The organism is Micromonospora sp. NPDC003776, assembly GCF_053605645.1.
The window spans coordinates 1-17,363 of record NZ_JBSGJR010000077.1; the positions used below are offsets into that span (position 1 = coordinate 1).

Annotated in this window: 15 protein-coding genes; 4 read left to right on the forward strand and 11 right to left on the reverse strand. The window is 70.9% G+C overall.

The features are described from left to right. Positions 1 to 702 precede the first annotated feature (702 nt). Genes ACWEVO_RS09800 through galE form a run of 3 tightly spaced genes read right to left on the reverse strand, consistent with a single transcriptional unit; the run spans position 703 to position 4,425 of the window. Entirely contained in the window at positions 703 to 1,557 is an 855-nt protein-coding gene (locus ACWEVO_RS09800; protein ID WP_452307148.1) for a DMT family transporter, read from the reverse strand. Next, on the reverse strand, positions 1,554 to 2,309 hold the full coding sequence (locus ACWEVO_RS09805; protein ID WP_452307149.1) for a polysaccharide deacetylase family protein: 756 nt from the start codon (positions 2,307 to 2,309) through the stop codon (positions 1,554 to 1,556). Before ACWEVO_RS09805 ends, ACWEVO_RS09800 begins: the two co-directional genes overlap by 4 nt. Positions 2,310 to 2,316: 7 nt before the next feature. Continuing rightward, positions 2,317 to 4,425: a UDP-glucose 4-epimerase GalE gene (gene galE / locus ACWEVO_RS09810; protein WP_452307150.1), complete on the reverse strand. Its 2,109-nt coding sequence runs from the start codon at positions 4,423 to 4,425 to the stop codon at positions 2,317 to 2,319. Positions 4,426 to 4,552: 127 nt separating this feature from the next. Here galE and ACWEVO_RS09815 point away from each other — a divergent pair, with 127 nt between their 5' ends. Together ACWEVO_RS09815 and ACWEVO_RS09820 are read left to right on the forward strand one after the other, a co-directional pair. Then, entirely contained in the window at positions 4,553 to 4,813 is a 261-nt protein-coding gene (locus tag ACWEVO_RS09815) for a hypothetical protein (RefSeq protein WP_452307151.1), read from the forward strand. Then, entirely contained in the window at positions 4,803 to 5,081 is a 279-nt protein-coding gene (locus ACWEVO_RS09820; RefSeq protein ID WP_452307152.1) for a zinc finger domain-containing protein, read from the forward strand. The genes ACWEVO_RS09815 and ACWEVO_RS09820 overlap by 11 nt, the downstream gene beginning before the upstream one ends. A gap of 34 nt (positions 5,082 to 5,115) precedes the next feature. On the opposite strand, the gene ACWEVO_RS09825 is transcribed toward ACWEVO_RS09820, so the two are convergent. The 8 genes from ACWEVO_RS09825 to ACWEVO_RS09860 form a co-directional block, all read right to left on the reverse strand. Next, the gene (locus ACWEVO_RS09825; RefSeq protein ID WP_452307153.1) at positions 5,116 to 6,078 is read right to left on the reverse strand and encodes an acetylxylan esterase; all 963 of its coding nucleotides are present in this window, start codon (positions 6,076 to 6,078) and stop codon (positions 5,116 to 5,118) included. Positions 6,079 to 6,091: 13 nt separating this feature from the next. Then, positions 6,092 to 6,772, reverse strand: a complete 681-nt coding sequence (locus tag ACWEVO_RS09830) for an N-acetylmannosamine-6-phosphate 2-epimerase (RefSeq protein ID WP_452307154.1) — start codon at positions 6,770 to 6,772, stop codon at positions 6,092 to 6,094. Beyond that, complete coding sequence (locus ACWEVO_RS09835) at positions 6,769 to 7,719, reverse strand: ROK family protein (protein ID WP_452307155.1); 951 nt, start codon at positions 7,717 to 7,719, stop codon at positions 6,769 to 6,771. The genes ACWEVO_RS09830 and ACWEVO_RS09835 overlap by 4 nt, the downstream gene beginning before the upstream one ends. Positions 7,720 to 7,721: 2 nt before the next feature. Next, on the reverse strand, positions 7,722 to 8,660 hold the full coding sequence (locus ACWEVO_RS09840) for a dihydrodipicolinate synthase family protein (protein WP_452307156.1): 939 nt from the start codon (positions 8,658 to 8,660) through the stop codon (positions 7,722 to 7,724). Next, positions 8,657 to 9,733: an oligopeptide/dipeptide ABC transporter ATP-binding protein gene (locus tag ACWEVO_RS09845; RefSeq protein ID WP_452307157.1), complete on the reverse strand. Its 1,077-nt coding sequence runs from the start codon at positions 9,731 to 9,733 to the stop codon at positions 8,657 to 8,659. The genes ACWEVO_RS09840 and ACWEVO_RS09845 overlap by 4 nt, the downstream gene beginning before the upstream one ends. Next, entirely contained in the window at positions 9,730 to 11,685 is a 1,956-nt protein-coding gene (locus ACWEVO_RS09850) for a dipeptide/oligopeptide/nickel ABC transporter permease/ATP-binding protein (RefSeq protein WP_452307158.1), read from the reverse strand. Before ACWEVO_RS09850 ends, ACWEVO_RS09845 begins: the two co-directional genes overlap by 4 nt. Further along, on the reverse strand, positions 11,685 to 12,641 hold the full coding sequence (locus tag ACWEVO_RS09855; RefSeq protein WP_452307159.1) for an ABC transporter permease: 957 nt from the start codon (positions 12,639 to 12,641) through the stop codon (positions 11,685 to 11,687). The genes ACWEVO_RS09850 and ACWEVO_RS09855 overlap by 1 nt, the downstream gene beginning before the upstream one ends. 105 nt (positions 12,642 to 12,746) lie before the next feature. Continuing rightward, complete coding sequence (locus ACWEVO_RS09860) at positions 12,747 to 14,375, reverse strand: ABC transporter substrate-binding protein (RefSeq protein ID WP_452307160.1); 1,629 nt, start codon at positions 14,373 to 14,375, stop codon at positions 12,747 to 12,749. Positions 14,376 to 14,507: 132 nt separating this feature from the next. Here ACWEVO_RS09860 and ACWEVO_RS09865 point away from each other — a divergent pair, with 132 nt between their 5' ends. Together ACWEVO_RS09865 and ACWEVO_RS09870 are read left to right on the forward strand one after the other, a co-directional pair. Next, a complete protein-coding gene (locus ACWEVO_RS09865) occupies positions 14,508 to 15,236 on the forward strand; it encodes a FadR/GntR family transcriptional regulator (RefSeq protein WP_452307161.1) in 729 nt (242 codons plus the stop codon). Between the two features lie 139 nt (positions 15,237 to 15,375). Further along, positions 15,376 to 17,319, forward strand: coding sequence for an exo-alpha-sialidase (locus ACWEVO_RS09870; protein WP_452307162.1), 1,944 nt, complete (start codon positions 15,376 to 15,378; stop codon positions 17,317 to 17,319). Positions 17,320 to 17,363 lie beyond the last annotated feature (44 nt).

Here is a 17,363-nt window from a genome sequence, read left to right on the forward strand (position 1 = left end):
GCCCGCTCACGCAACTCCTGCGGATACGGCTTCGTTCCTGCCATCTCTCGATCCTTCCCAAGCCGGGAAGTCTCTACAAGATCCGGGGCGGTTCAGTGGGGGGTCTGCGCTGGCGGTGAGTGTTGCCGTGTGGCGGTGCTGTCATGTTGGCCGGGTCTGGGTGTGGTGAGGTTGGTGGCGGGTGAGTCGGATGGTGTCGCTGGCTGAGGGCGGGGCTTCCCGGACCGCGTGCGTCCTGGGCGCAGGATTCCACCTCCACGCCCACGCGACCCCACCCAGGTGGGAAACGATCCCGGAAACACACTCCGACCCAGGATCGCATAGCTAATTAGAGACGCTGTGTGCCCAGGACCAGGGAGGCGACTCCCCCGGTCGCTGACGGGAATCACGGGGTGGCCTGACAGACATCGCTGGCGAAAGCTGCGTCGGGTTGTCCCTTCGCATTCCACCCAAGGTTTACCGACAGGGGCAGTGCCGGCACCTGCCAGGCGGCCGCGGCGTGCCGGATGACCGGGTAGTACGGGCCAGGGCGGTGGCCGGCGGGGCCGCCCGTAGGTGGGCAGACCCGCAGCAGGAGGGAGCACCAACGCCAGTACACCCACGATGACCATTTTCTCGTTCTGGACAGCCGGGTACTTCCTGATGTGGCTGCTCGAGGGTAGCCGGGACGTAACCCGTGGCTGGCCTGAACGCCACCCGCTTCTACCCCGTCGCCCCGCGTCGTCGGCATGTACTGGCGAGCCAGATCCCGACTGCCATCGCGGCGGCGGCGGCGATTTCGATCACGAGGCGCGGTCCGCCGATGGAGAGTGTCTCACGGAATGCCGTCACTCCGATGGTCACGCTTGCGACCGGGTCGATCAGGGTGAGCGTGGTCAGCGGCGCGGCGAGCTGACCATTTTGAAAGGCGTTCTGGTTGAGCGTCAACCCGACGAACCCGACAAGGATCAGGGCGTAGAGGTGCCAGTCGGTGAGGATGCTGAGCGGATCGGCTGTGATCTTGTTGGCGAGGGGTTTGATCAGGGCTGCGGTGAGGGCGTAGAGCAGGCCGGTCGCCGCCCCGAGCAGGGCGCCGCGAGCGGGGTTGTTCGAACGCGCGGCGAGGGCCAGACAGGCCGCGACGAATCCACCGGAGCCGAGCCCCACCCCGATCCAGGCTGGGATGGTCGGATCGGACACGCCCGTGCGGGGCTGTGCGGTGGCGAGGAAGGCGGCCAGACCGACCACGCCGATGGTCACCGCAAGGAGCTCGCGTGGCTGCGGTCGTGATCTGTTGAGCGCCGCTTCCAGCAGGATCGCCAGGAACAAGCCACTGACGAGGATCGGCTGGACGAATGCGAGCGGACTGAGGCGCAATGCGATGGCCTGGAGGGCGGTGGCAGCGCCGTCCGGCAACCAGCCGAGCATCCACATGGGGCGGCGCAGTAGTCGGAGCAGCAGTCGCGGGTCGAGTGCCCGGCGCGGCTGTTCCTGCTTCGCGGCCCGTTGCTGCAGTGCCGAACTCAACCCGTAGAAGGTTGCCGAGGCGAGTGCCAGCAGCGTGGCGCCGGCATTCACGTGTCAGCTTCACACAAGTGCTCGCTGAGCGGCCCGACCCGCAGCCCTCGCCGCGCGCACTCGTCCAGCAGCCTCGGCAGCGCCCCGAGGGTAGCCTTCCAGGCACCGGTTGCGAGGGAGCAGTCGGAGTCGTGCAGCAGAACCGTGCCGCCGCCGCCGAGCCGGGCCTTTACCGTGTCCAGCACCGACTGGGAGGTGGCCGCGGCGGTCCAGTCCCTTCCCCAGCACGTCCACAGGACCGGCGTGAGGTCCAGCCGGCGGGCGGCGAGCAGCGCCGACGCGGTGAGCACGCCGTATGGTGGCCGGAAGAACCGTGGCGTCATCCCCGTCGTTTCGGCGATCAGTCCGCGGGCACGAGCAAGATCGTCGTAGGTCGAGGCCGGGCCGCGCAGCAGCAGGTTGTGGTGTGCCCAGCCGTGCACCGCCACTTCGTGACCCGCGGCGACCAGGTCCCGACCTAGGCTGGGCGCTCGCGCGAGCATCGTGCCGAGCAGGAAGAACGTCGAACGTACGCCCCGAACGGTGAGTTGGTCGAGGAACCGCGGCGTCGACACGGGGTCGGGCCCGTCATCGAAGGTGAGAGCGACGTGATCGGGGTGACCGAGTCCGGCAAGGTGCGGAAAGAGACGGATCCGCAGGCGGAGTAAGGCGGTCGTTGCTGGCGCGACGTGCGCTGTGGCAGCGGCACCGACCAGGCCTGCCAGCGCCGGGATAGCGTAGTGGTGCATGCGGGTGCTGTCGCGAGCGGGCATGTCCTGGTCAGCCCGCCCGATCGGGGATCAGGCCTGGCTCCGCGTTCTTGACTGTGTCGGCGACCACCGTTGCCGGGTCCAACTCGAACAGCGCCAAGCCGGCGTCGCGCTGCCGCTGGCCCCGTATGCCCTCAATCACGTCCAGGAGGGCCGCTGCCAGATCCGCGCGCCGGCGGACCCACGTCACCACCGCCGCGTCGGCCATCGCGGCAGCGTTCGCCCTGCCGTGGCCTGCGATCGGGCGGTATGTGACGACGGGCAGGCCGCACGCCATGGCCTCGAGTGCGGTCAGCCCGCCGGCATTCTCCACCAGCACATCGACGGCCTGCATGAGCGTGGACATGTCGTCCACCCAGCCGAGGACGTGGCCGACGCCCTGCCGCTGCAGCTGGCCGTACAGCGTGGCGTTCCGGCCGCAGACCACGACAGGGGCGGCGACGTCCGTCGCGGCGATGTCGGTGGCTGTCGCCGCCAGCTCGCCAACCCCCCACGAGCCGGCGACCAGCAGGGCGAGCCGCCCGTCGAGAGGAAGCCCAAGGCGTTCGCGAGCATGCCGCTTGTCCACCGCCGAACCTGGTTGAAACCCGGCGGACACCATCCGCCCCGCGACCCGGACGTCCGCCGCACCGAGGGCACTCGCCTGGGCCCGACTGACCTCGTGGGCCGCGCAGTGGACATCGATCCCGGGGGCGATCCAGATTGGGTGGACCCCGAAATCGGTGAGATAGGTGAGCGCGGGTACCGACAGTTGTCCGCTGCGGCGCAAGGGTCCGACCAACTGGCTGGCGAGCGGATAGGCGGATACGACCGCGCCGGTGTCGGGCGGCAGGAGTTGCAGCAGCCGTCGCCGGGCCGGGCGAATCATGGCCCGCGTGATGGGAGCCGCGCCCGGAAGCCGGCAGGCCAGGCCGAACAGCACGTCGTATATCCACGGCGCGCTGCACAACACGCTGTGGTACCCATCGCGGAGCAGCCTTTCCGAACCCGGGGAGAAGACACGGAGCACGTCCAGCACGTCGACTCGGAAGCCCTGCTCGCTCAGCCGGCGCGCCAACTCACGGGTCGCGCCATCGTGGCCGGCGCCGACGCTGGCAGTCAAGACCACGATTCGGGCCCCTTGCTCGCCGAGTTCAGGCGCTGGTGGCGGGTGTGGTTCAGGACTGGGTGGGCGTCGGACTTCCCATTCGTCGCGTACCATGTCCGGCAATCCGTAGCGCGGTCGCCAGCCGAGTTCATGGCCGATTTTCTCCACCGAGGCGACCACCCTCGCCGAGTCGCCCGCACGGCGCACGCGGACCTCTTCCACGAACGGAACGCCGGTTACCTGGCGGATCGTGTCGAGCACCTGCCCGACCGAATGACCGACGCCGCAGCCCACGTTGTAGACGGCGTCGCCCGCACCGGCCTCCAACGCGTCCACTGCCGCGACGTGCGCGGCGGCGACGTCGAGCACATGCACGAAATCACGCACACATGACCCGTCCGGCGTCGGGTAGTCGCGGCCGAACACCACCGGAGACGCGCCGCGCATGACCGCGTCGACCGCGGCCGGCAGCAGGTTGGTGTCGATCCGGCGGTGCGGGGTACGCACGCCGGCGCCGGCGACGTTGAAGTAGCGCAGAATCATATGCTTCATGCCGAACGCGCGGGCGGCGTCCGCGACGAGCCACTCGCTGATCAGTTTCGTCGCGCCGTAGGGGTTTTCCGGGCACGGCGGCGTGTCTTCGCTGATCGTGTCGGTTTCCGGCGCGCCGTAGACCGCTGCGCTGGACGAGAGCACCACCCGGCGCACGCCCGACTGCGCCATGGCTTCGAGCACTGCGAGCGTTCCGCCCACATTCTGCCGGTAGTACTTCAGCGGTTGCGCCACCGACTCGGCCACCGATTTCAGCCCGGCGAGGTGGATCACGCCGGTGATCGCATGCTCGACCAGCACTCGACGCACCGCGGAGCTGTCGGTCACCGAGGCGCGGACCAGCGGCACCCCGACGGGTACGGCGGCGGGATCACCGTTGGACAGATCGTCGAGGACCACCACCCGACGACCGGTGGGCAGTAGCGCGCGGACAACGGCACCACCGACGTACCCGGCCCCACCCGTCACCAACCAGGTCATAAAGGGCACCCTATACACCTGGCAAGCCCTCTACAGCCGAAATGATGCCGGCCGAGTCCTCACCTGGCGGCAGTACGACCCGAGGTAACCCAACTGGGCCGACGAGCGCCGCCAGCACTGCCGACGTGTGCCGCTGACCGCCCGCGCGTGGGGCGACCTGTGGCACCTCGACGGCGTCGACCGCGAGCGGCGCAACGTCCTGCTCCGCGCCCGGAAGGTCGACGACTACTCCTTCACGGACTGGATCTACGGCCCGGCCGCGCTCTTCCCCGAGGACGAGCCGGCGATGTTCGCGCCGATCCCACTGGCATCGGCCGACTGCGGGGCGCGCTGGCTCGGTGGGTTTCGAGCCCGCAGGACGGGGAAGCCGGGAGTGCATGTCCATTGATCCGGGTGCGTCAGCCAGGCGAAGACTGGAGCAGGCGCGAGAGTCGATTCAACAGATCCACCAGGCTGCCGTCCGGCACCGCGACCCGACCCTGCACCACGCGGCGGACGAGATCAGCGAGATCGCCCTGAGCCTCGGGCACGACGCCGGCCCGGTTCAGGACTGGCGGCCGTGCCCGGTGTGCGGGGCGGAGCCAGGATCAAACTGCATCAGGAAGGCCGGGCACGAGCTGGTCGACGGGATGCATCCGGAACGAACCAGGCTCTGAAACACCGATCCCGACAGCACGCACTGAAGGGACTTCACGCCAGGATCTTGCGCAGCCAGGCGAGCTGTTCGAGCTGGTGCTGAGCTTCACCGCCTTCGTGGTCGTTGAACTCGTTCACGCGTAGCTCCTTCGCGCCGCCGTATCGGTGGTAGGCCGCGAAGCAGGTTGACGGTGGGCACACCTGGTCCATCATCGCGATGGAGAACAGCGCGGGCGCGATCGCGCGAGGCGCGAGCACGGCGGCGTCGAAGTACGACAGCACGGAAAACACCTGGCTGCTGCGGTCCCGGTGCAGCTTGAGGTATTCGGCGATCTCGCCGTACGGGCCGCGGCCGGCGACCTGCACACCGCGCCGGAAGTCGCACAGGAAAGGCACGTCGGGCAGGACCGCCGCCACGCCCGGGCAGAGCGCGGCCACGGCCAGCGCGAGGCCGCCTCCCTGGCTGATGCCGGTGACGGCGACCCGGTCCGGGTCGACGGCGGGATGCTGCGCTGCGGCGCGGGCGAACCGCACGGCGTCGGTGATCAGCCTGCGGTAGTAGAAGCCCTCCGGATCGGTGACGCCGCGGGTGAGGAAGCCCGGCACGGTGCCGGCCGGATAGGGGTGCGGATCGGGGGTGACGCCGGGCGAGGCGCTCCAGCCCTGGCCACGGGTGTCCATGATCAGGTGCGCGAAGCCCGCCGCCGCCCAGAACAGCTTTTCGTGTGGCAGGCCACGGCCGCGGCCGTAACCGAGGTACTCGACCACGCACGGCACGGGCCCGGTGGCGGCCGCGGGTACGTGCAGCCAGCCGTGCACCGGCTCGCCGCCGTACCCGGCGACGGTGGCCGAGAAGGTGCGGATCTGGGTGAGGCCGGTGTCGACCGGCTCGTACGTCGCCTGTCCCGGTTCGTCGGCGCCCAGCGTCCGCTCCCAGAAGGCGTCCAGGTCCGCGGGTACCACCAGTTCGGGCCGATACGCCAGACATTCGGCAAGGGTGAAGTCGCTCAGCGCCACCGCGTGACCTCCGCTACCTGGCGGCGGCCATGGCCGCCGCGAACCAGCTGGTGATGGTGGTGGGGTGGGTGATCGCGGTACCGACCACCACCGTCCACGCGCCGGCCCGCAGCGCCTGCGCCGCCTGCTGCGGGGTGTGGATCCGCCCCTCCGCGACCACCGGCACGTCGACTGCGGTGGCGAGGCGGGCGACCAGGTCCAGGTCCGGGCCGGCCTGTTTGCGGGTGTACGGGGTGTATCCGGCCAGGGTGGTGCCGACCAGGTCGGCGCCCGCTGCGGCGGCGACGACCCCCTCTTCGAGGGTCGAGCAGTCGGCCATCACCAGGGCGTCGGTCTGCTCGTGGACGGCGGCGACGATCTCACTGAGGGTCCGGCCGTCGGGTCGCGGTCGACGGGTGCCGTCGAGCGCGATGATGTGCGCACCGGCCCGGGCGACGGCGAGCGCGTGCTCGAGCGTGGGAGTGATGAAGACGTCGTCGTCCCCGTCCTTCCACAGCCCGATCAGCGGGAGGTCGACCGCGTCCCGGATGGCGGCGATGTCCGCCAGTCCCTGGGCGCGGATGCCGGCGGCTCCGCCGTGCACGGCGGCGAGGGCGACGCGGCGCATCGTGTCCGGGTCGCGCATCGGCTCACCCGGATACGCCTGGCAGGAGACGATCAGACGCTGACGGAGCTGGGCGATCAGGGGTTTCATGCCAGGGCCTCCCAGGCGAGCGACGCGGCGCCGAGCAGCGGGGCGTCGGGGCCGAGGGTCGAGGCCAGGACGGGCACCCCGTCCAGGTTGGGCAACGTCTCGCGCCGCACCGCGTCGCGGAGTGCCTGCCACCAGCGCTCGCCGAGGCCGGTGACACCCCCGCCGATCACGACGGCGGCGGGGTCGAGCAGGTTGACCAGTCCACCGACGGTCGAACCGACCGCGGCCCCGCCGAGCAGGATGATCTCTGCGGCGGTCTCGTCGCCGTCGTCGGCGCGGGCGGCCACGGAGCGCACGTCGTCGACCGGGTGGCCGGTACGCCGGGCGTACTCGTCGGCCAGTCCGGGGCCGGAGGCGATCGCTTCGAGGTGTCCCCGCCTGCCGCAGGTGCAGGGCAGTGACCCGGCGTACGGGGAGGGCTGGTGGCCGGCGTGGCCGGCGGCGGAGTGCGCTCCCGGCAGGACGGTGCCGCCGACGACGAACGAGGCGCCGATGCCGGTGCCGACGGCGACGAAGAGCACGCTGTCGTACCCGGTCGCGACGCCGTGCCGGGTTTCGCCGAGGGCGTGCGCGTGCACGTCGTTGATGACCGTGACGGGCAGTCCCAGCCGCTGGTGCAGGCTTCCCCGCAGGTCCGTGCCGGCCCAGCCGGTGAGGACGTCGGTGGCCGAGAGCACCCGGCCGGAGGGGCTGTCGATCACCCCGGCGCTGCCCGCCCCGACCGCACGGACCGGCGTCCCCGCCGCCCGTGCCCGCAGCTGCTGCACGAGGTCGGCGGCGGTGTCGAGGATGGCCCGGGCCCCGGCTCGGCCGGGGGTCGGTGCGGTGAGCCGGGCGACGACCGTGCCCGCCCTCGTCACGAGGGCGGCGGCCGTCTTCGTGCCCCCGATGTCCAGCGCGGCGACCGCCTCGCCGGGGATCGGGTGAGGTTCGTGTGCGTCGGGCATGGTCAGAGCAGTCCGGCCAGTTCGAGCTGGGTGCGCACCCGGGCGGTCTCCTCGGCGTCCAGCGGTCGCAGGGGCAGCGACACCGCGTTGCCGCCGATGACACCGAGCAGGGCCAGTGCCGTCTTGAACGCGCCCACTCCCCTTGTCGCCCCGGCCGACGTGGCGGGGTCGGCGGCGTCGACGATCCGGAACAGGCGGGTGAGCCGGTCCTGCTCCCGGCGGGCGGCGTCCCAGTCACCCGCGACGCAGGCCCGGTGCAGCCGTACGTAGCCGGCCGGGTCCACGTTGCCCAGTCCGGGGACGGAGCCGGAGGCGCCGGCCAGCATCATGGCGTCGACGACCACCTCGTGTCCGGTGAGCAGAGCGAAGCCGCTGTTCGGCGCGTGCTCCCCGATCGACAGGACCAGCTGCCGGAAGGCGACGTCGTCTCCGCTGGAGTCCTTGACGCCGGCGAGGACGCCCTCGGTCGCCAGCCGGGTCAGCAGGTCGGTGGAGAGCTTCGTGTGCACGCAGACCGGGATGTCGTAGGCGAGCAGCGGAAGCTCGACCGCGGCGGCGAGGGACCGGAAATGCCGCTCGACCTCGTGCGGGCCGACGATGGCGTAGAAGGGGGCGGTCGCGACCAGGGCGTCGGCCCCGAGACGGGCCGACGCCTCGGCGCGGTCGAGCACCCGCCGGGTGGTCGGTTCGATGCAGCCGGCGAGGACGGGTACGGCCCCCGCCACGGTCTTCACGATGACCTCGAGAGCCTGGTCCCGCTGCTGGTCGGTGAGGAAGACGGTCTCGCCCGAACTGCCGAGGGCGAAGATGCCGTCGACGCCGGCGTCGAGGAGCCGCTCGACGAGCCGCTCGAGGGAGCCGACGTCGACCGCGCCGTCCTCGGTCAGCGGGGTGACGGTAGGCGGCACGACTCCGGCGAACCGTGGGGCTGGGGTGGTCACACTGTCTCCTCGACATGTAGGTGGCTGGTGCGGCCCGCCGCGGCGCGGGCGAGTTCGACCAGCTCGGCGTTGCTGGTGCCGGCGGGAACGGGGTGGTGGCACCGGAACTCGTGGATTCCGCCGGCAGGCGTGGTCGCGGACCGGGCGTTCGGCATTTCAGCCGCGCACACGTCCGTGGCCTTCCAGCAGCGGGTCCGGAACGGGCAACCGCTGGGCGGGCGGGTGGCGGACGGGACCGGGCCGACCAGCGGGATGGGGTCGATGGGCGAGAGCAGGCCGGGCGTCGCGGAGAAGAGCGCCCGGGTGTACGGGTGCTGAGCTCCCTCGGGAAGCACGGCGGCCGGCGTCTGTTCCACGATCCGGCCCAGGTACATGGTGACCACGCGGTCGCTGATCCGCTTGACCGTCTGGATGTCGTGGGAGACGAACACCATGGCCAGCCCGAGCCGGTCCTTGAGGTCCAGCAGCAGGTTGAGGATCTGGGCCCGCACCGAGACGTCCAGTGCGCTGGTGGGCTCGTCGGCGATGACCAGCCCCGGTTCCAGGGCCAGGGCGCGCGCGATGGAGACCCGCTGGCGCTGGCCGCCGGAGAGCTGGCTCGGCAGCACGTCGGCGACCGAGCCGGGCAGCCCCACCAGGGCCATCAGCTCGGCCACCCGGGCCTGCCGCTGTGCTTTGGTGCCGCGGCGGTGCACGTCGAGCGGGTCGCGCAGGATGTCGCGTACCGGCATCCGACGGTTGAGCGACGTGGCGGGGTCCTGGAAGACCATGCCGACGCCGGCGCCGATGTGCTGGCGTCGTTCCGCCGCGCTCATCGACCAGACGTCCCGGCCGGCGAAGCTGACCGTTCCGCTCGTCGGCTGCTGCAGCCCCACGAGCACCTTGGCCAGGGTCGACTTGCCGCAGCCGGACTCGCCGACGATGCCGACGGTCTCGCCGGGCCGGATGGTCAGGTCCGCGCCGGTGAGGGCGTGGACCCGGTCGCGGCTGAACATGCCGGCGCCGCGGATGCGGTGCACCACGTGCACGTCGCGCAGCTCGACGATCGGTTGACGCGGGGCGGTCGCGCTCATCGGGCGAGCTCCTTGTCGCTGACGGTGACGGCCGGGTGGTGGCAGGCGTACCCGTGGGCGGTGCCGCCGGTCAGGCGGGGCGCCGTGTCCCGGCAGAGCTGGGTCGCCATGGGACAGCGATCGGCGAACCGGCAGCCGGTCGGGAAGTCGGCGGGCGAGGGCACCACGCCACGGATCTGGGTGAGCCGCTCCGCGCCGGTCTCGAGGGAGAGGACGGACCCGAGAAGGCCCCGCGCGTAGTGGTGTGCCGGCGCCTCGATCACGTCGGCGGTGACGCCGGTCTCGACGATCTGCCCGCCGTACATGACGACGACGCGGTCGGAGACGTCGCTGACCAGGGCGAGGTCGTGGCTGACCAGGATCAGGGCGAAGCCAAGCTGTTCCCGCAGTCGCAGCAGCAGTTCCATCACCTGCGCCTGGACCGTGACGTCGAGCGCGGTGGTCGGCTCGTCGGCGATGATCAGGCGCGGGTCCCGGGACAGGGCCATGGCGATCACCACGCGTTGCCGCTGGCCGCCGGAGAGCTCGTGCGGGTACGCCGCGAGGGTGCGCTGGGGGTCCAGGCCCACCAGCCGCATCAGTTCCTCGGCCGACCGGGTGCCGCCGCGGCGGATCATCTGCGCCAGCTGGGCGCCGACCCGCAGTGCCGGGTTCAACGCCGAGAGGGCGTCCTGGTAGACCATCGCGATCTCGCGTCCCATCAGCGCGCGCCGCCGTTTCGCGCTCATGGTCAGCAGGTTCTCGCCCTGGAAGCAGACCTCGCCCCGTACCCGGGCGCCGTGCGGCAGGAGCCCCATCACGGCGAGGGAGGTCAGGGACTTGCCCGAGCCCGACTCGCCGACGAGACCGAGCACCTCGCCGGGGCGCACGTCGAAGGTCAGGCCGTCGACGATGTCGACTCCGCGATGGCGCCCCTCGAAGCCGATCGACAGGTTCCTGACCTCCAGGACGGGCTGCCCCTGCGGCAGGGGGCGGGCCTTGTCGCGGAGCCGTTGTGCGGCGGCCGCGAGGCCGGGCAGCTCGACGACCTCGGCGGTGCCGGGCTGCGCCTGCGTCACCGGTTCGCCGACGGGCCTGATGGCCCGACGGGCGGCGGGGGCGGCCCAGGCGTCGGACATCCCTTCGGAGAGCACGTTCAGGGCCAGCACGGTCAGCAGGATCAGCAGGCCGGGAAAGAACGTCGACCACCAGCCGCCGATCTGCACCATCTCCTTGCCGAAGGCGATCACCGAGCCCCAGGAGGAGTTGGCCTCCTGCGGCGCCAGCCCACCTCCGATGAAGGACAGGGACGCCTCGAAGACGATGGCGTCGGCCACCATGACGGTGAGGAAGACGAGGATCGGGGCGGCGCAGTTGCGCAGGACGTGCCGCCAGAGGATGTGCGGGCGGCGGGCGCCGATGATCCGCTCGGCGGCCACGTAGTCCTCGCGGTACTGGGACAGCACGTTGGCGCGGACGATGCGGGCGACCGACGGGGTGAAGACGAAGCCGATCGCGATCACGAGGACCAGCAGGCTGTTCTTGCCGAAGGAGATGATCAGCAGGGCGGAGAGCACGATGGCGGGGAAGGCCATGACGACGTCGAGGCAGCGCATCACGACCTCGTCGACCAGGGTGCGGCTGGTTCCGGCCACGGCGCCGAGGACCGCGCCGGCCAGCAGCGCGATGCCGGCGGCGCCGAAGCCGACGACCAGGGAACGGCGGGTGCCGGCGACCAGCCGCGAGAAGACGTCCCGGCCGAGTTTGTCCAGGCCGAACCAGAAGTCGCCGTTCGGGCCGGTGAGCGCGGGGCCGAGCCCGGTCTGCGCCGGGTCGTGCCGGAGCAGGAGCGGGGCGAAGACGCCCACCAGGACGATCAGCAGGACGAAGGCGAGGGCGATGCGGGCGGCGACGCCGAGCCGGGTGAGGCTGATGCCGGGGCGCGACAGCCGGGCGGTGAGGGTGCGACGCATCAGTGGCCTCCGCGCAGTCGGGGGTTGGCGAAGAGGTAGAGGATGTCGACGATCAGGTTCACGACGACGAAGCCGAGGGCGATCGTCAGGACCGTTCCCTGCGCGAGGGCGGTGTCGTTCTGCTGGACCGCGCTCATGATCTGGGTGCCCATGCCGGGCAGCGAGAAGATGGCCTCGATGACGACGGTGCCGCCGATGAGGTAGCCGATGCGCAGCCCCAGCACGGTCAGCGGGTTGACGAGCGCGTTGCGCAGCACGTTGCGGCCGATCACCACCCGGGGCGGCAACCCGGCGCCGATCGCCGTGCGTACGTAGTCCTTGTCGAGTTCCTCGACCATGGACGTGCGCACGATCCGGGCGAGCGAGCACCCGACCGGCACGGCGAGGGCGAGCGCGGGCAGGGCGAGGGACTGCAGCCAGAGGGTGACCGAGTCGGCGGGGTTGACGTATCCGCCGGTCGGGAAGATCGGACGCCGGACCGCGAACTCCTGGATGAGCAGGAGGGCCAGCCAGAACGACGGCGTGGCGATGCCGGCCATGGAGACGAACCGGATGACCTGGTCGGGCCAGCGGTCCCGGTACAGGGCGGCGGGGATGCCCAGGGCCAGCGCGATGACCAGCGCGCCGACGACGCCCACCGCGGTGAGCTGGATCGTCAGCGGCAGCGCGGTGGCGATCTTGTCAGCGACCGGCACCGAGGGCGGGAAGGTCATGCCCAGGTCGCCCCGGGCCAGGTCCCCGAGGAAATGCAGGTAGCGCAGCGGGAGCGGGTCGTTGAGGCCGTTGGCGGCCTTGAACGCCTCGACCTGGGCGGGCGTCGCCTGGTCGCCGAGGACGGACAGCGCGGGGTCGATCGGCGAGAACTGCATGATCACGAAGACGAACAGCGTGATGCCCAGCGCGAGGGGAATCAGTGTCAGGAGTCGTCGCGCGACCATGTTCAGGACGGTCAGCATCGTGTCTCTCTCTCATCGACGGGCGCCCGGTCGTCCCGCCCAGCCCCGGGGTGCGGGGGCTGGGCGGGACGCGTGGGGGCGAGGTCCGGGCCCCCGGCCCCGGGCTCAGCCGCTTCGGCTGGCGCCCAGGAAGTACAGGCCGGTGGTCGCGGCGCCCGAGAACCCGGTGAGCTTGGCGGGGTCGTAGGCGGTGACGACCTTGGTGTGCAGGATCGGGTAGAGCGGAACCTCGTCGGCCGCCATGTCGAGGGCCTGCTTCCACAGGGCCTTGCGGGCCGCCTCGTCGGAGGTCTGGGCCGCCTTGTCGAGCAGGGTCGCCATGGCCTTGCGGTCGGCGTCGTCCCAGCGGTAGCGCTTCCCCGGCCAGGTCTCGCCGTAGTAGAACCAGCGCATCAGCAGGTCGGTGTCGGTGCCGAAGACGCTGGGGTCGCCGGTGGCCATCAGCACCCGGAAGGTGTCCTTCGGGACCACGTCGCCGTAGATCGCCGCGGACGGTGCGGTGTTGAGGCTGGCGTTGACGCCGATCTTCTTCCACTGCTCGATGACCAGCGGGGCGACGTCCTTGACCACGGAGTTGTCGGTGGTGTCGAGCTGGAACGACAGGTTGCTGACCCCGGCCTCCTTGAGCAGGGCCTTGGCCTTGTCCAGGTTGTAGTCGTAGACGGTGGCGGCCTTCTGGTAGTCCTTGTTGCCCTCGTCCAGGTAGCTCGTCGCCGGGGTGCCGTAGCCGTTGAGCGCCGTCTTGATGACCGCGTCCTTGTCGATCGCGTAGTGCAGGGCCTGGCGCACTCGCTTGTCGTTGAACGGCGCGGCCGCGGTGTTGAACATGAGGAAGACCTGGTTGAAGGCCTGCTTCACGTCGACGTTGTACTTGGCCTTGAGCGAGTCGACGTTCAGGTACGGCACCGACTCGATGGCCTGGACCCGGCCGCCCTGCAGATCCGACACCCGCGCCGCAGCTTCGGTGCTGGTGTTCCAGGTCATCGTGTCGACCTTGCCCGCGCGGGGGCCGTTGTAGTTCGGGTTCCGGCTCAGCTTGATGCCGGACTCTTTCGACGCGCTGTCCATCTTGTACGGGCCGGAGCCGATCGGCGCGGTGTCGAAGGTCTTCGCGGCGGCCGCGTCCGCGGTCTTCGCCTTGGGGACGATCTTGATGACCGCGATGCGCTCGGCGAACAGGGCGAACGGGTACTTCAACCTGAACTCGGCCGTGGTGGCGTCCTTGGCGGTGACCGAGTCGATGAACGGGATGAAGCCCTGCATCAGCGGCGGGGCCGCGGGGTCCGCCGGCTTCAGCACCCGGGTGAAGGACCAGGCGACGTCCTCGGCGGTGACCGGGGTGCCGTCGGAGAACTTCGCTCCGTCGCGCAGCGACACGGTGTACGTGAGCCCGTCGGCGCTCGCCACCGGCTGGGCCTTGGCCAGGGCCAGGTACGGCTCGCGGGTGATCGGGTCGAGGTCGATGAGACCTTCGAAGATGTGCTGGTTGACCGCCGTGGCCACCGCCGACGAGGCGTTCCCGGGGTCGAACCCGCTGGAGAGGGTGAAGGCCAGGGTCGCCTCGATGGAGGACTTCCCGTCCTTGCCGCCTCCGACGGCGTTCGTCGAGGCGGGTCCGCCGCTGCAGGCCGTCAGCCCGAGGGCCAGGGTTGCCGCGGCCGAGGCCACGGCCAGGGAGCGGACTCGACGCAGGGAGCCGAGTCGCCTCCTCAACCGCTTGTCGGTGGTGCTCACGTAAATGCCTCCATAGGCTCTTCATGCGCTCGCGTGGCGCCCAGCGCTCCGTGAGGGGTATGGGTATGACGTCTGACGTCTGATGACGATAGGCTGAGCGTGACAGATCGGTGAAGGAAGGGCAAGGGGCAGATGACGACGATTGACGCGACGCCGCTACGCGGTCAGGAGCGCCCGGGCCCTCGCCGGCAGGAGGTGGTGACGGGGATCAAGGAGTACATCCTGCGTAATCGCCTCAAGCCGGGCGACCTGCTCCCCACCGAGACCGAGCTGTGCGAGGCGGTCGGGGCCAGCCGATCCAGCGTGCGGGAGGCGGTCAAGATCCTCTCAGCCCTCGACATCGTGGAGGTGCGGCACGGGCACGGCACCTTCGTCGGCCGAATGTCGCTCAACGCCCTTGTGGAGAGCCTGGCGTTTCGCGGCTTGCTCAGCGGCGAGGGAGACCACCACGTGCTCGGCCAGGTCGTGGACGTCCGGCAGACCCTCGAGCAGGGGCTGGCGGCCGACATCATCCGCGTCCTGGACGCGGACGACCGGGCGGAGCTCTCCGCCCTCGCCGACCAGATGGAGGAGCTGGCCGCCCGGGGGGCGGACTTCCTCGAGGTCGACCGCGCCTTCCACGTGAAGCTGATGGAACCCCTCGGCAACGACCTCCTGCTCCAACTGACCGAGGCGTTCTGGCAGGTCCAGGCCATTGTGGCCCCCACGCTGCGGACCGACCCGGAGGACCGGGTGATCACCGCCCAGCGGCACCGGGCGATCGTGGACGCGATCGCGGCCGGGGATCCGGCGAACCTGCGGGCCGCCATCGCCGACCACTACGCACCCGTTCGAGCGAGCATCGCCCGCGCCCAGTCCTGAGCGCGAATACCAGCACCCACACCCTGCCGCTGCCATCCCCGCCCCCGGGCTGGCAGCGGCAGACCGGACACCGTAGACATCAGACGTCTCACGTCTTATGTTGGTCGGGCCATCTGCCGCCTGCGTGTGAAGGATGTCCATGACCACGAATCCGTATCCCCGCCGACCGCGCCACCGCGGACCGCTCAGCCTGCTGTCCGCGGCGGCACTGACCGCTGCCGCAGTCGGCAGCCCCTCCCCCGCACAGGCCACCGCCGGAGCACCCGTCCCGCCCGGCGGCACGCCCATATACACCGAGCAGGACCTGGCCGTCAACGGCCAGAACGGCTTCCCCAACTACCGCATCCCGGCCCTGACCGTGACGCCCGAGGGCGACCTGCTCGCCTCGTACGACGGCCGCCCCACCGGCATCGACGCCCCCGGCCCCAACTCGATCCTCCAGCGCCGCAGCACCGACGGCGGCAAGACGTGGGGCGAGCAGCAGGTGGTCAGCGCCGGCCGAACCACGGCGCCGATCCAGGGCTACTCCGACCCGAGCTACCTGGTCGACCGGGAGACCGGGACGATCTTCAACTTCCACGTCCACTCGCAGAACCAGGGCTTCATCGGCAGCCGGCCCGGCACCGACCCGGCCGACCCCGACGTGCTCCACGCCAACGTCGCCACCTCGACCGACGGCGGGCGGACCTGGTCCGAGCGGACCATCACGGCCGACATCACCCCCGACCCCGGCTGGCGCAGCCGCTTCGCCGCCTCCGGCGAGGGCATCCAGCTGCGCTACGGCCCGCATGCCGGCCGGCTCATCCAGCAGTACACGATCATCAACGCCGCCGGCGCCTTCCAGGCCGTGAGCGTCTACAGCGACGACCACGGGCGGACCTGGCGAGCCGGCGAAGCCGTCGGCGTCGGCATGGACGAGAACAAAACCGTCGAACTCTCCGACGGCCGGGTCATGCTGAACAGCCGCGACTCCGCCCGCAGCGGCTACCGCAAGGTGACCGTCTCCACCGACGGTGGCCACAGCTACGGGCCGGTGACCGTCGACCGCGAACTGCCCGACCCGACGAACAACGCCTCCATCATCCGGGCCTTCCCCGACGCCCCGGCCGGCTCCGCCCGGGCCAAGGTCCTGCTCTTCTCCAACGCCGCCAGCCAGACCGCACGCAGCCAGGGCACGATCCGGATGTCCTGCGACGACGGCGAGACCTGGCCGGTCGCGAAGGTCTTCCAGCCCGGCTCGATGTCGTACTCCACCCTGACCGCACAGCCCGACGGCACCTACGGCCTGCTGTACGAGCCGGGCAGCGGCATCCGGTACGCCAACTTCAACCTCGCCTGGCTGGGCGGCATCTGCGCGCCCCTGACCATCCCGGATGTCGCGGTCGACCCCGGCCAGCAGATCACCGTGCCGGTCAGCGTCACCAACCAGTCCGGCATCGCGGTACCGTCTCCCCAGCTCCAGCTGGGGGTGCCGTCGGACTGGCAGGGACAGGGCTCGGTCGAACCCCTCATGCCGGGACAGCAGGCCGAGGGCCGGCTCACGATCACGGTTCCCGCCGGCGCCACCCCCGGTCGCTACCCGGTGACGGCAACCCTGCGTACCTCGGCCGGCACCAGCTCGACCCGATTCACCGTCACGGTCGGGCTGCTCGACCAGACCCGGATGAGCATCGCGGACGTCGACAGCGAGGAGACCAGCCGTGAGGACGGGCGGGCCGGCAACGTGATCGACGGCAACCCCGCCACCTTCTGGCACACCGAGTGGTCGCGCTCCGACGCACCCGGCTACCCGCACCGCATCAGCCTCGACCTCGGCGGGACACACCCGGTCAGTGGACTCCAGTACACCCGCCGCCAGAACAGCGCCAACGAGCAGATCGCGGACTACGAGATCTACACCAGCCTGGACGGCACCACGTGGGGAGAGCCCGTCGCCCGCGGACGCTTCACCACGTCGCTGGCATCCCAGCGCGCCGTCTTCCCCACCGTGACGGCACGCTACGTCCGGCTGGTCGCCCTCAACGAGCAGACCGGGCACAAGTACGCCGCAGTCGCCGAACTGAACGTGGAGGGGTCCCGCTGACGTAGGCTGCCGCCCTGGCCCGCATCCTTCGGGGGCGCGGGCCA